Annotated in this window: 10 protein-coding genes; 2 read left to right on the top strand and 8 right to left on the bottom strand. The window is 72.5% G+C overall.

All coding sequences use genetic code 11. The features are described 5' to 3' along the window. Positions 1-33: 33 nt before the first annotated feature. The 5 genes from PYR72_RS40760 to PYR72_RS40740 all read right to left on the bottom strand — a co-directional run bounded on the left by PYR72_RS40760 (position 34) and on the right by PYR72_RS40740 (position 7,774). Positions 34-957: an NAD(P)-dependent oxidoreductase gene (locus PYR72_RS40760; RefSeq protein ID WP_275459939.1), complete on the bottom strand. Its 924-nt coding sequence runs from the start codon at positions 955-957 to the stop codon at positions 34-36. Between the two features lie 742 nt (positions 958-1,699). Beyond that, entirely contained in the window at positions 1,700-2,053 is a 354-nt protein-coding gene (locus tag PYR72_RS40755) for a cupin domain-containing protein (protein WP_275459938.1), read from the bottom strand. A 125-nt stretch (positions 2,054-2,178) separates the two neighbouring features. Next, the gene (locus PYR72_RS40750) at positions 2,179-3,618 is read right to left on the bottom strand and encodes an NAD-dependent succinate-semialdehyde dehydrogenase (RefSeq protein WP_275459937.1); all 1,440 of its coding nucleotides are present in this window, start codon (positions 3,616-3,618) and stop codon (positions 2,179-2,181) included. Then, the gene (locus PYR72_RS40745) at positions 3,615-6,509 is read right to left on the bottom strand and encodes an FAD-binding and (Fe-S)-binding domain-containing protein (protein WP_275459936.1); all 2,895 of its coding nucleotides are present in this window, start codon (positions 6,507-6,509) and stop codon (positions 3,615-3,617) included. The genes PYR72_RS40750 and PYR72_RS40745 overlap by 4 nt, the downstream gene beginning before the upstream one ends. Next, on the bottom strand, positions 6,506-7,774 hold the full coding sequence (locus PYR72_RS40740) for an aminotransferase class III-fold pyridoxal phosphate-dependent enzyme (protein WP_275459935.1): 1,269 nt from the start codon (positions 7,772-7,774) through the stop codon (positions 6,506-6,508). The genes PYR72_RS40745 and PYR72_RS40740 overlap by 4 nt, the downstream gene beginning before the upstream one ends. 252 nt (positions 7,775-8,026) lie before the next feature. On the opposite strand from PYR72_RS40740, the gene PYR72_RS40735 reads away from it, so the two are divergent. Continuing rightward, a complete protein-coding gene (locus PYR72_RS40735; RefSeq protein WP_275459934.1) occupies positions 8,027-9,652 on the top strand; it encodes a PucR family transcriptional regulator ligand-binding domain-containing protein in 1,626 nt (541 codons plus the stop codon). 101 nt (positions 9,653-9,753) lie between these two features. Here PYR72_RS40735 and PYR72_RS40730 read toward each other — a convergent pair whose 3' ends face one another. Further along, a complete protein-coding gene (locus PYR72_RS40730) occupies positions 9,754-9,963 on the bottom strand; it encodes a DUF6243 family protein (RefSeq protein ID WP_275459933.1) in 210 nt (69 codons plus the stop codon). A gap of 289 nt (positions 9,964-10,252) precedes the next feature. Between PYR72_RS40730 and PYR72_RS40725 the strand changes: the two genes are divergently transcribed. Continuing rightward, positions 10,253-11,473, top strand: coding sequence for a metallophosphoesterase (locus PYR72_RS40725; protein WP_275459932.1), 1,221 nt, complete (start codon positions 10,253-10,255; stop codon positions 11,471-11,473). Positions 11,474-11,512: 39 nt separating this feature from the next. Here PYR72_RS40725 and PYR72_RS40720 read toward each other — a convergent pair whose 3' ends face one another. Together PYR72_RS40720 and PYR72_RS40715 are read right to left on the bottom strand one after the other, a co-directional pair. Continuing rightward, entirely contained in the window at positions 11,513-12,880 is a 1,368-nt protein-coding gene (locus PYR72_RS40720; protein ID WP_275459931.1) for an RICIN domain-containing protein, read from the bottom strand. A 31-nt stretch (positions 12,881-12,911) separates the two neighbouring features. Then, complete coding sequence (locus PYR72_RS40715) at positions 12,912-14,342, bottom strand: endo-1,4-beta-xylanase (protein ID WP_275460648.1); 1,431 nt, start codon at positions 14,340-14,342, stop codon at positions 12,912-12,914. Between the last annotated feature and the right edge of the window lie 299 nt (positions 14,343-14,641).

Raw genomic sequence — 14,641 nt, 5'->3', positions numbered from 1 at the left:
CTTCGTTCGAGGGTGTCGTCCGGACCACGCCGGTCACTCCTGGCCCAGCCCCTCGCGCCAGCTCGGCCGCAGCGGCTTCCAGCCCAGAGCCGTACGGGCCCGGTCGTTGGCCGCGCCGTGGGCGGCGGTGAGTTGATGGGCCGGGTACCAGCCGAGCAGCCGGGGCGCGAGGTCCGCCGGGATCGTGCGAGGGGCGGGGCCGCCCAGCGTCCGGGCGTAGTGCGGCAGCCACTGCGCGGCCGGGGCCGGGTCGTCGTCCGTCACATGGAACACCCCGGTGGCCTCCGACTCGACGGCGGCGACGGTGGCCCCCACGGCGTCCTCCACGTGCAGGAACGACGTGATCCCGGCGCCGTCCCCGGGCAGCGGGAACTGTCCGGCCCGCACCGCCTGGGCCGCGCCGCCGTCGCGGGCGTACAGGGTGCCGGGGCCGTACAGCGTGCCGTACCGCAGTATCGCGCCGGCGAGCGGCCCGCCGTCCAGAACCAGCCGCTCCGACTCGGCGACGGCCCGCACGGTGGCGGCCCAGCCGGGATCGGGTGCGTCCACGTACAGCGGCGCGTCCTCGTCGAGGACCGGGTCCTTGGCCGGGGCGGCCGCGAAGGCGACGGACTGCGCGACCAGCCGTCCCGCTCCGGCCTGCCGGGCCGCCTCCATCAGGTTGGCGGTGCCCTCGGTACGCAGCCGTGCGGTCAGGCCGAAGGCCGCGACCGGGTCCTCGCCCAGCAGGCGCAGCGCCGTCATCTGATGGACCACCACCTCGGGACGGACGGCCGACACCGCCGACAGCAGGGCCTCGCGGTCGAGGGCGTCCGCGTACACCGTGGCGTCCGCCTCCGGGGCCCGCTCCCGTGATTCGGGGCGTACCAGCGCGCTCACCTCGTGACCCCGGGCCCGCAACGCTCCCACCAGGGGTTTTCCGATCACTCCGGTGGCTCCGGCGACGAGAATACGCATAGATCATTCCTCCGTATCGGTAGAGAGAGGGTGGGCGCACCACCTCGGCGGACGGCACACCTCGTTCCGGCGGGCCGCCTGACACACCGTTCGCTGTCGCACGGCGTCGTCCGGGGTCGTCGCGTCGGGGCCGCGAGATGCGCGTGTGGCGCCGGGGAGGGCTGGGCGCAGGACGGCAACTGCCGCACGGCGGCCGCGATGGCGGCGAACGGTGCGGGATCCCTTGCTGCCGATGTCGGGGACCGGGAGGTGCACGCCTAAGTGGGACTCCACCTCGGTCACGCGTGGACACCGGCCGACGTCAGCCGGCTCGACCGACATCGCGTGCCCCGCACTCGCATCCCGCCCGCCACTTCCCCGTCCGAAAAGCATTGGTCGTACAACTTTCAAGAACTGCTGCGCCCTCAGCATTCCCCTTGTGATCACACGTTGGCAAGGCGTGGTCGCCGCTGGATTTTTATGCCGACAGGCGCATGGTTGCCGAGGGGGAATCGGCGGCCATCGTCCTCTCGGATCGACGGCGAACGCGCGCCCGGTGGGGCGACATGAAGACCGCCTCCAGGTCGCCGCGCGTCCTGGAGGCGGTCGCCTTCCGTGTTCCTCGCCCCGTCCGACAGCCGTCTGCCGACGCGGAAGCGGGCGCCGTGCGTCGGCATCACGTGACGAGCACACAGGTCTTCGCCATCACGTGACGAGCACGCAGGTCTTCGCCGTTACGCGACGAGCACGCAGGTCTTCGCCATCACTTCACGATCACGTAGATCTTGCGCACGGTCTCGACGGTCTTCCAGACGCCGACGAAGCCCGGCTTCATGACAAAGCTGTCGCCCGCCCCGTAGACGACCGGTTCGCCGCCTTCCGGGGTGAGTTCCACCAGTCCGGCGAGGATGTGGCAGAACTCGAAGGTCTCGCCCTTGATCGAGCGGGTCTCGCCGGGCGTCGCTTCCCAGACCCCCGTATGGATCATCTCCCCGCGGGCGATGTCCTGGGGCCAGGTCATGAACGCGGGGTCGCCGGAGACCAGACGTTCCGGGAGCGGGCCGGACCGGTGCGGCGCGAAGGAGGGATGAGCGTCGATGGTCTTCAGGAGCGTCATGTTCTTCCTTGCCTGGACTCGAGAACGGGTGGCCGCGCCCTCGGGCGAGGAGCGGCCGTGGACATGGCCGTGGACATGGCCGTGGCCGAGGAGAGGGGACGGCGGGGGCGAGGGCACGGGCGCCGTCAGCTCACGGGGACCGCGAGGTACTGGTACTCCAGGAACTCGTCGATCCCGACCCGTCCGCCCTCGCGGCCCAGCCCCGACTGCTTGACGCCGCCGAAGGGTGCGGCCGGGTTGGAGACGAGGCCCGTGTTGAGTCCGACCATGCCGACCTCCAGCCGCTCGCTGACGCGCAGGGCGCGGTCGAGGCTCTCGGTGAAGACGTAGCCGACCAGGCCCCAGGGGGTGTCGTTGGCCCGGCGGATCACCTCGTCCTCGTCGTCGAAGGTGAGGATCGCCGCAACCGGGCCGAAGATCTCCGTGTCCATCAGACGACTGCCCGGGTCGACGTCGGTGAGGACGGTCGGCGGGTAGAAGCACCCCGGCCCCTCCGGCGCGCGGCCGCCGACGAGTACCCGGGCACCGCGCTCCACGGCGTCGGCGACCAGTTCCTCCACCTTGGCCCGCCCGGTCCGGTCGATGAGCGGACCGACGTCGACGCCGTCCCGGGTGCCGGGGCCCACGACGAGCGCCCCCATGCGCTCGGCCAGCCGGCGTCCGAACTCCTCCGCCACGGACCGGTGCACGAAGAAGCGGTTGGCCGCCGTGCACGCCTCTCCCATGTTGCGCATCTTGGCGACCATCGCGCCGTCCACGGCCTTGTCCGGATCCGCGTCCTCGAAGACGACGAACGGCGCGTTCCCGCCCAGCTCCATCGAGGTCCGCACGACCGCCTCCGCGCTCTGCGCGAGCAGCAGACGCCCCACACCCGTGGATCCGGTGAAGGACAGTTTGCGGATCCGCCCGCCGCGCAGGAGCGGTTCGCACACCTCCCCCGCACGGGAGGTGGTGACGACGTTCAGCACGCCGTCCGGCAGCCCGGCCTCCTGGAGGATCGCGGCGAGAGCCAGGCTGGACAGAGGGGTCTGCGGGGCGGGCTTGAGCACCATCGTGCAGCCGGCCGCGACCGCCGGGCCGATCTTGCGGGTGCCCATGGCCAGCGGGAAGTTCCACGGGGTGATCAGGAGGCAGGGGCCGACCGGGCGGCGGGAGAGCAGCATCCGGTTGCGGCCGTCCGGCAGGACACCCGAGCCGCCGTCGATGCGCACGGCCTCCTCGGAGAACCAGCGGAAGAACTCCGCCGCGTACGCCACCTCGCCCCTGGCCTCGGCGAGCGGCTTGCCCATCTCGGCCGTCATCAGGTGGGCCAGCTCGTCGGTGCGCTCGATGATGAGCTCGTAGGCGCGGCGCAGGATCTCGCTGCGGGCCCGGGGCGCCGTGCGCGCCCAGGTCTCCTGGGCTGCGACGGCCGCTTCCTCGGCGAGTTTGGCGTCCTTGGCGCCGGCGTCGGCGACGTGGCAGAGGATCTCGCCGGTGGCGGGGTCGTCGACGGGCAGGGTGGCACCGTCCGCGGCGTCCACCCAGGCGCCGCCGATGAACAACTGCGTGGGCGTGTCGGTCATGAGTTCTCTCCTGGTCGTCCGGGTCGGTCGGCAGCGGGGTCGAGCAGTTCCGCGAGGTGCAGGGCACGAACACCCCGGTCACCGGCGAGGTGGTCGATCTGGGTGGCGCAGCTGAAGCCGTCGGCCACGACGACGGCCGGGGCGTCGGGGGTGATGCCGTCGAGGCGCGGCTTCAGGGCCAGATCCGCGACGGCCATCGAGGTGTCGTAGTGCTCTTCCTCGAAGCCGAAGTTCCCGGCGAGCCCGCAACAGCCCTCGGCCTCGTCGACCTCGCGTACGCCGAGGCGGCCGAGCAGGTCGCGGGGGTGGCGGCCCTTGAAGGTGGCGTACTCGTGGCAGTGGGTCTGCAGGACCACGGTGTCCGGCAGTTCCGGGGGCGTCCAGCCCGGTGCGGCGAGATCGGTCAGGGCGCCGGTGAGGGTGTGGACGCGGGCCGCGACGCGGCGGGCGGCCTCGGTGCCGAGCAGTTCGGGCACGTCCCGCTTGAGGGCGGCGGCGCAGCTGGGCTCGGCCACGACGACGGGCCGGTCGTCGCCGTTGTCGAGGCGGGCGACCGTACGGGCCATGATGCGGCGCGCGAGGGACAGCTGTCCGGTGCTCACCCAGGTCAGGCCGCAGCACAGGTCGTCCTCGGCCGTGCAGGGGATGCCGGCGTCGGCGAGTACGCGGCTCGCGGCCCCGGCCACCTCGGGGCGGAAGGCGCGGGTGAAGCTGTCGACGAAGAGCACCGCCTTCGCCGGCTCACCGGTCCGCGCCGTGCGCAGGGCCCGGCGTACCGCGTGCCGGGAGGCGAAGGCGGGGATCCGGCGTCGGGTGGTCACGCCGCCGAGACGCGCGAGCAGTCTCCCGAGGGGTCCGCGCAGCAGCGCGTTCACCGGGCGGGCCGCGTGGCCGACGAGCCTGGACGTCAGGGGGAGCCAGCCCAGCGAGTAGTGGGAGCGGGGCCGGAGCCTGCCCTTGTAGTGCTGGTGCAGGAACTCGGCCTTGTACGTGGCCATGTCGACGCCGACCGGGCAGTCGCTGGAGCACGCCTTGCAGGACAGGCACAGATCGAGGGCGTCCCGCACCTCCGTGGAGCGCCAGCCGTCCTGGACGGTTCCGCCCCGCACCATCTCCTGGAGCAGCCGGGCCCGGCCCCGCGTCGAGGCGTTCTCCTCCCCTGTGGCCCGGTAGCTGGGACACATCACGCCGCCGGCGTCGCTGCGGCAGCGGCTGACTCCGACACAGCGGCGTACGGCTCCCGCGAAGCCGTCCTCGTCGTGCGGGAAGGAGAAGAGGGTCTCGACGGGCAGCACCGTCGACGGGGTGTGCAGCGCCAGGTCGGCGTCGAGGGCCGCCGGGGCGACGACGACGCCGGGATTGAGGAGCCCTTCCGGGTCGAAGACCTCCTTGAAGGCGGCGAACGTCCGGATCATCCGGTGGCTGTACATGACCTGCAGCAGTTCGCCGCGCGCCCGTCCGTCACCGTGCTCACCGGACAGGGTTCCGCCGTGCGCGACGACCAGGGCCGCGGCCTCCGTGAGAAACCTGCGCATGGCCGCCCGCCCCGTGTCCGTGGCGAGGTCGAAGTCGATGCGGACGTGGACGCAGCCCGCGCCGAAGTGTCCGTACAGCACGCCGGTCAGCTCGTGCGAGACCAGCAGCTTGCGGAAGTCGCGCAGGTAGGCGGCCAGGTCCTCCGGGGCGACGGCCGCGTCCTCCCAGCCGGGCCAGGACTCGCCTCCGTCGACGAGCCGGGCGGCGAGCCCCGCCCCGTCCTCACGGACCCGCCACAGCGAGCGCCGCTCGGCGGGGGACTCCACGACACGGCCGCCGGTCGTCCGGCCCCGCGCCCTGAGTGTGTCCAGGAGTTCCGCCGCGCGGCGGTCCACCTCGGCGTGGTCGTCGCCTTCGAGTTCGACGTAGAGCCAGGCCCGGCCCTCGGGGAGGCCGGTGACGGAGTCCGGGCCGCGCCGGGCGCGCATGGTGGAGACGATCGCCTCGTCCATGCCCTCCACGGCGGTGGGGTTCCAGCGCAGGATCTCGGGGACGTCCTCGGCGGCGTCGACCACGTCGTCGTAGCCGAGGGTGAGCAGGGTGGAGGCCTGTGCGGTCGCCACCAGGCGGACCGTCGCGGCGGTGACGACCGCACAGGAGCCTTCGGTGCCCACGAGCGCGCGGGCCATGTCGAAACCGTGCTCGGGCAGCAGGTGCTGCAGCTGGTAGCCGGAGACCTGACGCGGGATACGGCCCAGCTCGGTCCGGATCGGTCCGAGGTTGTCCGCGATCAGCCGGCGTGCGTCCGCTTCCAGGCGGGCGACGAGTCCGGCGTCCCGGGGGTCCACCGGGTGCAGTCCGGCGTGATCGGCGACGGCCCGCACGCCGTCGGCCGTCACGATCTCCAGCGCCTCGACGTGACCGCCGGTACGCCCGTCGCGCACCGACCGGTTGCCGCACGCGTCGTTGCCGATCATGCCGCCGAGGGTGCAGCGGCTGTGCGAGGACGGGTCGGGCCCGAAGGTGAGCCCGTGCAGGGCGGCGGCGGACCGCAGCGCGTCCAGGACCACTCCGGCCTCGACCCGCGCGGTACGCGCCTCGACGTCGATGTCCAGGATCCGGTTCATGGACCGCGAGAAGTCCAGCACGACACCGGGGCCGACGGCGTTGCCCGCCATGCTGGTGCCGCCGCCCCTCGGGGTGAGCGGGATGCCCGCCTCGCGGCAGGCCCGCACGACGGCGACGACGTCCTCGGCGCTGCGGGGGAACACCACGGCCCGTGGGGGGACCCGGTAGTTGGAGGCGTCGTAGGCGTAGGGACCGGTGGTGCCGGGGCCGGTCTCCACCCGCAGGCCGGGCGCGGTCTCGGCGAGCCGCGCGGCCAGGAGCTCCAGGGCCGTGGTGGTGTCGTTCATCGCCGTGCCGCTCCCGAGGTGCCGGCCTCGACCGCGGTCGCCCACGCCTGCAGTCCCTCGTCCACCGCCGCCTCGTCGATGACGAGCGCCGGGATCATGCGCACGACCTGGTTCCACGCGCCGCACAGCAGCAGGAGCAGGCCCTCGTCGACGGCGGCGCGCTGCACGCGGGCGGCGGTCTCGGGGTCGGGGCTGCCGTCCTCGGTGATGAACTCGGTGGCCAGCATCAGCCCGAGCCCGCGCACATCGCCGATCCCAGGCGTCCGGTCCGCGACCGCCTCCAGGCCGTGGCGGAGGCGCTTGCCCATGGCCTCGGCGTTCTCCACGAGCCGTTCCTCGCGGACGACGTCGAGGGTGGCACAGGCGGCGGCGCAGGCGACGGCGTTCGCCCCGTACGTCCCGCCCTGCGAGCCGGGCCACGCCTTGGCCATCAGCTCCTCGGGGGCGGCGATGCCCGACAGGGGGAAGCCGCTGGCCAGGCCCTTGGCGGTGACGAGAATGTCCGGGGTGACCCCGAAGTGGTCGTGTCCCCAGAAGCGGCCGGTACGGCCGACACCGGTCTGCACCTCGTCGAGGACGAGCAGGAAGCCGTGCCGGTCGGCCCGCTCCCGCAGACCCTCCATGAAGACGCGGTTCGCGGGGACGTAACCGCCCTCCCCGAGGACCGGCTCGACGATGATCGCGGCCGTGTCGGCGGGCGAGGAGATCGTCTGCAGGGTGTAGTCCAGCTCCCGCAGGGCGAAACGGGTCGCGGTCTCCTCGTCCCAGCCGTAACGGTAGGCGGCCGGGAACGGGGTGACGACCACACCGCTCATCAGCGGGGAGAAGCCGGAGCGGAAGCGGGTGCCGGAGGTCGTCATGGACGCGGCGGCGACCGTACGCCCGTGGAAACCGCCGTGGCAGACGATGACGTTGGGGCGCCCGGTGGCCTGGCGGGCCAGCCGCAGCGCGGCCTCCACCGCCTCGCTCCCGGAGTTGGTGAAGAACAGGCTGTCCAGACCGGCGGGGAGCACCTCGCCCAGCTTGTCCACCAGACGGCGCAGCGGCTCGTGCATGACCGTCGTGTACTGGCCGTGGATCAGCGAGCCCACCTGCTCCCGGGCCGCCGCCACGACCTTGGGGTGGCAGTGGCCGGTGCTGGTGACACCGATGCCGGCGGTGAAGTCGAGGTAGCGGCGGCCGTCCTCGTCGAAGAGGTGGACGCCCTCTCCGCGGGCCGCCACCACGGGCGTGGCCTGGCGAAGGTGCGGCGACAGTGCGGTCATGTTCGTCTCCCGGGCCTCGGTACTCCGTCTGCTGCGGTCTCCCGAGCATCCCGGCGGGCGGAGGGCGCGCCAACGCGCGATCTGTCCGGCCCGGACGCCACATCCGGACGTTGTGTCAGCCTCGTCGGCACACACGCCGGGGGCCGATCGCTCAGGGGCCTCTCTTGCGCAGGTCAGGGACGCTTGTCACAGTGGCCGGGCACTCCCCCGGGCTCCGGGCCGAGTTCGAGCAGGGACCCTCATGGAGAGACCGTGAACGACAACCACCCGGCCGGTCAGGGGCCCACCCGTCCGCTCACCGTGGCCGATGTCCTGGCGCTTCCCGTGCTGGCCGCGGGGCTGCCCCGGGTCGTGACCGGCATGCCGGGTCTGGACCGACCGGTGCGGTGGGTCCACATCACCGAGCTGACGGATCCCGCGTCGTTCCTCAAGGGCGGCGAACTCGTCCTCACCACCGGAATGCCCCTGCCGCAGGACACGGCCGGCGTGCGCCGGTACGTCGACGAACTCGCCGACGTCGGTGCCGCGGCCCTGGTCATCGAACTCGTACGCCGCTACCACCGGCCGCCGGACGCCCTCGTCGACGCCTGCCGCCGTCGCGGCCTGCCGCTCGTCACCCTGGCCGAGGACGTCAACTTCCTGGAGGTCACGCAGGTCGTGCACGCGCTCCTGCTCGGCAACCAGACGGAGGCGATGCGCCGCACGCAGCGCATCCACGAGGCGTTCACCACCCTGACGCTGCGCGGCGCCGGGCCGGAGGACGTGGTGCGGGCGGCGGCGGAGATGAGCGGGCGGACGGTCGTCCTGGAGAACCTGGTGCACCGGGCCCTGATCTGCGAGCCGTCCGGGCTCACGGTCGAGGAGGCACTCGCCGACTGGGAACGGCGCTCCCGGGCGACCGGGGCCGGTGACAGCACGGCGGTGAGCGGTCCGGAAGGCTGGCTGACCACCTCCGTCGCGTACCAGGGCGAGCGCTGGGGCCGCGTGGCCATGCTACCGGCGCGCACCGAGGGTGCGGTGTTCGGGCCGGAGGAGATCACGCTGCTGGAGAGGGCCGCGATGGCCCTGACCGTCGCGCGCCTCATCCACCCCACGCCCTGGGAGCGCACCGCGCACCGCAACGCCCTGCGCGACCTCGTGGAACAGCGCCACCGCTCCGCGGGGGACGCCCGCGCCCGCTGCTCCGCACTGGGTCTGCCCACCGATCGCGGCCACTTCGTCGCCGCCTTGGTGGACGTGCCCGCGGGGGAAGGGGTGACCGGGATCGAGTCCCGTCTGTCGCAGGAGCTGAGCAGGGCGGGCGCGACGGCTCTGGTCGGTGAACTGGCCCCCGACCGCCTCGGCGTCCTGCTGGCCCTGCGCACCTCCCGGACCTGGCGCCCCCTGGTCGAGCAGCTGTCCGCCTCGGTACGGGACGTGGTCCCGGAAGCGGTCGTGAGTGTGGGCTCCGAGGTCACCGACCTCACCGAGACCGCCCGCTCCTTCCGTGAGGCGGACCGTGTCGCCGAGGCCACCCCTCCGCGTCAGCCCCTGCCGCCGGACCGCTCCTTCCACGAACTGTCCGACATCGGTCTGCGCCGCCTGCTGTACGCCGTCCGTGAGGACGCCCGGATCCAGGAGTACACCGAACGGCAGCTCCGACGTCTCATCGACCACGACACCCAGCACGGCACCGACCTGCTGACGACCCTGCGCCACTACCTCGACGCGGCCGGCAACAAGACGACCGCCGCCCGCCGGGGCGGCCTCTCCCGCGAGACCATGTACCAGCGGCTGCGCACCATCGAGCGTCTCCTCGCCCGCGACCTCGAATCGGGCGACCAGCGCACGGAATTGCACGTGGCGCTCACGGCCCTCGACGTGCTGCGATCCGGCTGACGGGGCGTCCCGGCCCGGCCACCCCGGGGACGGCAGCAGGGCCCGGACCACGTGCGTGGTCCGGGCCCTGCCCCGTGCGGTGCCGCCCTGGCGGCGGTGCGTCAGCTCTGTGCGGTGGTGTCGTCCGTCTGTCCGGCGCTCTCGTCCGTGCCCGCCTTCTCGCGCATCTTGCGCACCAGCTCCGCCTTCTGCGCGGCGGCGTTCTGGCGGTCGAGGTTGCGGTGCGGGCCGTTGTTCTGCCGTTCGGCGCGGGACAGCTTCTTGCGCTGGCCGCCGCCCATGCCCACGGGGTTGTTGATGTTCTTGCTCACGGGTTCTCCCTGAAGGGTGTGCAGTGATCCACGGAATTCCTCGGTGGGGGACGGGCGCGGTGACGTCACAGGACGTCAGCAGGGGCCCGTCACGCTCTCACTCGTACATCTGCGTCTGGAAGAACATGAGCAAGACGTTACCCGGTGGCGTCGGCTCCGCACACCACGTTTTCCGCGTCCCGGTGTCCGCCGGGTGCTCGCGCACAGCCATCGCCCGTGACGGTCGCCGGGGCCGCCGACGGTGAGCGGATACCCTGCGGGGACGACGGTCCGGCCGGCAGGGGGAAGCGTGAGTGACACCAGCGACACCCGAGCCGCCGAAGGCGCGGCGCAGACTCCTCCGCCGAGCCTGCTGCACCGCCTGATGCGGTACCTCCCCCTGATCGCCCCCGTCCTGCTGTGGGCCGTGCCCTGCTGGGTGCTGCTGCACGCCGGCCAGCGCTGGCCGCTGCCCGTCGCGCTCGTCGGCACCGGCGTGTTCGTCCTCGGCCTCGTCGGTATGCCGCTCGCGATGGCACGGAGCCACGGCCGGCGCCCACGGGACCGGGCGGAGATCGTGGGTGACACCCTGCTGGGCGTCAGCTGGGTGCTGTTCACCTGGTCCGTGCTGCTCGGGATCCTGCTGCGGCTCGCGCTGCGCGTGGCCGGCGTCGGGGACGGCCAGGACCGGGCCCGGATCGTCACCTGGGCCGTTGTCGGCACGGCCGCCGTCCTGCTGGCCTGGGGGTACGCCGAGGCCCGCCGCGTACCCCGGGTGCGCCGGCTCGACGTGCGACTGCCGCGGCTGGGGGCCGGGTTGGACGGGACCCGCGTCGTCCTCATCACCGACACCCACTACGGCCCGCTCGATCGCGCCCGCTGGTCGGCACGGGTGTGCGAGACGGTGAACACCCTGGAAGCCGATCTGGTCTGTCACACCGGCGACATCGCGGACGGCACGGCCGAGCGCCGCCGCGCCCAGGCCGTCCCGCTCGGAACCGTGCGGGCCACCCGTGCCCGGGTCTACGTCACCGGCAACCACGAGTACTACAGCGAGGCCCAGGGCTGGGTCGATCTGATGGACGAGCTGGGCTGGGAGCCGCTGCGCAACCGTCATCTGCTGCTCGAACGCGGAGGCGACACCCTCGTGGTCGCCGGCGTGGACGACGTCACCGCCGAGTCCTCCGGCCTGGCGGGCCACCGTGCCCACCTCGCCGGAGCCCTGGACGGAGCCGACCCCGGCCTGCCGGTACTGCTGCTGGCCCACCAGCCCAAGTTCGTCGACCGGGCGGCGGCCGCCGGCGTCGACCTCCAGCTCTCCGGGCACACCCACGGCGGTCAGATCTGGCCCTTCCACCACCTGGTCCGCCTCGACCAGCCCGCCCTCGCCGGACTCAGCCGTCACGGAGCCCGCACCCTCCTCTACACCAGCCGCGGCACCGGCTTCTGGGGCCCGCCGTTCCGTGTCTTCGCACCCAGCGAGATCACCCTGCTCGTGCTCCGCTCCCCGCGGTCGCCCGCCTCGCCGTGACGACGGGAGACGGGCGACCGGGGTGGGGGGGTGGGGGCATCAGAACTGTGCGAAGAACCTCCAGATCTCTGCCTTGGTCCAGGTGGTGACGCCGCTCTCGCCGGAGGAGCCGTCGACCGGGCCCGGGATGTGGCCTCCGTCGAACGCGGCCCATCGGACCGGGTATCCGGCACGGCAGCCCGCGTAGGCGGTGGTGATATGGGTGCGGCTGCCCGGCGCGGGTTCGCGCGGGCTCTGGGGGGTGCAGCCGTTGTTGCCGACGAACCTGTCGCGCAGGGACCGCCCTTGTCCGATGTTGAGGACGGAGTCGCCGACACCGTGGATGCCGAGGTAGGCGATGGGCTGGGAGCCGCCGTCGCACCCGCTGATCTGGGCGCCCGAGATGACCGCCACGGCCCTGAAGACGTTCGCCCTGCTGCAGGCGAGTGCGTAGCTCATCCCGCCGCCCCAGCTGAATCCCGTGGCGAAGCGCTGTGCCGGGTTGACACAGAGGCCACCCTCGATGCGCCGGATCATGTCGTCGACGAAGGCGACGTCCTCACCGCCCGCGTTGCCCCAGCCGTTGCCGAGGCCCTGGGGGGCCACGAGGATCGCGCTGTTGTCGGACTGTTCCTGCTGGCCGTAGTAGGACCAGGCGCTTCCGCTGGTCCCGCCCGAGGCGACGTCGCCGGCGGTTCCGCCCCGCCAGTGGAAGGCGAAGATCAGCCGGTAGGGGCGGCTGTTGTCGTAGCCGGCGGGAACCCTGAGGATGAAGCTGCGGCTCTTGCCGCCGCTCTGGATCGTGTGCGTGCCGCTCGCCAGTGTCGGGGCGTTGCCGCATCCGCCCGCGCCGCCGGACGACATCTTGATCATCTGCCATTGCTGGTTGGCGCCGCCCCGGTCGGTGTACTGGACGACGTTGCCGCCGTCGGCGGTGGAGGCGCCCTGTACCTCCGCCGCCTTGCCGCTGCCGCGGTTGATCAGCCGGACGTGGCCGGCGTCGGAGTCGGCCAGGCGGAACTGCTGGTTGGCCCCGTTGTGGTCGGCCCACTGCTGGATCGCGGCGCCGTCCGCGGTGGAGGCGCCGGCCACGTCTAGGACCTTGTCGGAATGCCGGGCCCTGAGGCGGTAGAAGCCGTCGCCGGAGTCCGTGAACCGCCACTGCTGGTTGGTGCCGTCGTTGCGGGTGCGCTGGCTGACGCGCGTGCCGTCGGCGGTGGAGGCGCCGGTGACGTCCAGGGCCTTGCCGCTGTTGCGGTTGACCAGGACGTACCAGGCGTTGGTGTCCACCGTCGCCGCCTCGGCGGGCGCCGGGTGCACCACGGCGAGCATGCCGATCGCGAGGGTGGCCGCCACCAGTGCGGCGACCCGGGACCACCAGCGGTGCCGTGCTGGAGCGGCGGGGTGGGCCGCACCGTGGGTCTTCATCGGTTCACCCTTTCGTCGGTGACGGATCCCCTCAGGTGCGGGACCAGCGCTGGCTGCTGCCGCCCGAACAGGAGGAGAGCTGGATCAGGGTGCCGTTGGCGGTGCCGCCCGACGCGGTGTCGAGGCAGAGGCCGGACTGGACGCCGACGACGGTTCCGTCGGAGTTGAGGCGCCACTTCTGGTTGTCGCCGCCCCAGCAGCCGTAGATCTGGACCTTGGTGCCGTTGCCGGTGCCGGCGGCGTCCAGGCACTTGTTGCCGTAGACCCTCAGCTCGCCGGCGGCGGTGTACGTCCACTGCTGGTTGGTGCCGGTGTGGCAGTCGTACAGCTGGACCTGGGTGCCGTCGGTGGTGCTGCTGCCGGGCACGTCGAGGCAGCGGCCCGAGCCGACGCCCTTGACCGGCCGGGCGTCCGCGGGGGGCGTGGGGGTGCCGCCGTTGAGGGCGTTGAGGACCGAGGTGTAGGCGGGCTTCTTGGCGCCGCCGCCGGTGAACAGCAGCGGTGTCTGCTCCGCCCGCCAGGAGTCGGTGTCGCGCACACCCCAGACGGTGATGCCGAGGCAGCGCGGGACGGCCAGGCAGTCGTTGGTCACGTTGGCGTAGGTCGTGCCCGAGGCGCCCTGGATGTCGAGTTCGGTGATGGCGACATCGACGCCGAGAGCGGCGAAGCTCTGCAGGGTGGTGCGGAAGTTGCTGTTGTAGGGGCTGTCGTTGTTGAAGTGCGACTGGAAGCCGACGCAGTCGATCGGTACGCCGCGCTGCTTGAAGTCGCGGACCATGGAGTACATGGCCTGGGTCTTGGCCCAGGTCCAGTTCTCGACGTTGTAGTCGTTGTAGCAGAGCTTGGCGGCCGGGTCGGCGGCCCGCGCGGTGCGGAAGGCGACCTCGATCCAGTCGTTGCCGGTGCGCTGCAGGTTGGAGTCGCGCCGGGCCCCCGAACTGCCGTCGGCGAAGGCCTCGTTCACGACGTCCCACTGGGCGATCTTGCCCTTGTAGTGGGCCATCACGCCGTTGATGTGGCCGATCATGGCCTGGCGCAGGGTGCTGCCGCTGAGGCTCTGCATCCAGCCGGGCTGCTGGGAGTGCCAGGCCAGGGTGTGGCCGCGCACCTGTTTGCCGTTCTGCACCGCCCAGTTGTAGACGCGGTCGGCGGCGGTGAAGTTGAACTGGCCCCGCTGCGGTTCGGTGGCGTCGATCTTCATCTCGTTCTCGGCGGTCACCGAGTTGAACTCACGGTTGGCGATCGTCGTGTACGCCGAGTCGCCGAGCCGGCCGGAGGCGATGGCGGTGCCGAAGTAGCGGCCGCTCTGTGCCGCGGCGGCGCCGAGCGTGCTCTCGGCGGCGTGGGCGGCCGGTGGCGTGACCAGCGCGGCGACCGTACCGAGGACGCTGACGAGCAGCGTCAGCAGCAGACCGCGGATCTTTGGGCGGACATCGGGTCCGCGAAGGGCGTACGAGCCCATGACGGTGCCTCCAGACGGGGTGGACATCACGGAAGGATCGAAAGCGCGGGGGGTGGCGATACGGGCAGGGGGGTGCTCCCTCGCGGCTCGCCGGGTCGGCCGCCGCGCAGGGGTGGCGCCGGTGCTGCGAAGGACGGATCCGCGGATCCGCGTGCGGCGGTGCGGGTCGGCCGTGCGGCGCAGCCGTTCGGGGCGACGCGGTCCGGGATACCGAACCGCGGTCGGTCACTCAGAAAGGGATGATTGAGGGATTGACAGTGAATCGTCAATACTCGCCACAGAGAAAGTTTCCGTAGTCA

It is taken from the genome of Streptomyces sp. VNUA24 (assembly GCF_029167005.1).
In the GTDB taxonomy this organism is placed as follows: Bacteria; Actinomycetota; Actinomycetes; order Streptomycetales; family Streptomycetaceae; genus Streptomyces; species Streptomyces scabiei.
This window is presented reverse-complemented; position numbering and strand designations above follow the sequence as displayed.

What these genes read in the sequence shown, in the direction of transcription:
- PYR72_RS40720 (WP_275459931.1), bottom strand. Translation starts at nt 12,880, where the DNA reads ATGAAGACCCACGGTGCGGCCCACCCCGCCGCTCCAGCACGGCACCGC.
- PYR72_RS40750 (WP_275459937.1), bottom strand. Translation starts at nt 3,618, where the DNA reads ATGACCGACACGCCCACGCAGTTGTTCATCGGCGGCGCCTGGGTGGAC.
- PYR72_RS40740 (WP_275459935.1), bottom strand. Translation starts at nt 7,774, where the DNA reads ATGACCGCACTGTCGCCGCACCTTCGCCAGGCCACGCCCGTGGTGGCG.
- PYR72_RS40755 (WP_275459938.1), bottom strand. Translation starts at nt 2,053, where the DNA reads ATGACGCTCCTGAAGACCATCGACGCTCATCCCTCCTTCGCGCCGCAC.
- PYR72_RS40760 (WP_275459939.1), bottom strand. Translation starts at nt 957, where the DNA reads ATGCGTATTCTCGTCGCCGGAGCCACCGGAGTGATCGGAAAACCCCTG.
- PYR72_RS40745 (WP_275459936.1), bottom strand. Translation starts at nt 6,509, where the DNA reads ATGAACGACACCACCACGGCCCTGGAGCTCCTGGCCGCGCGGCTCGCC.
- PYR72_RS40715 (WP_275460648.1), bottom strand. Translation starts at nt 14,342, where the DNA reads ATGGGCTCGTACGCCCTTCGCGGACCCGATGTCCGCCCAAAGATCCGC.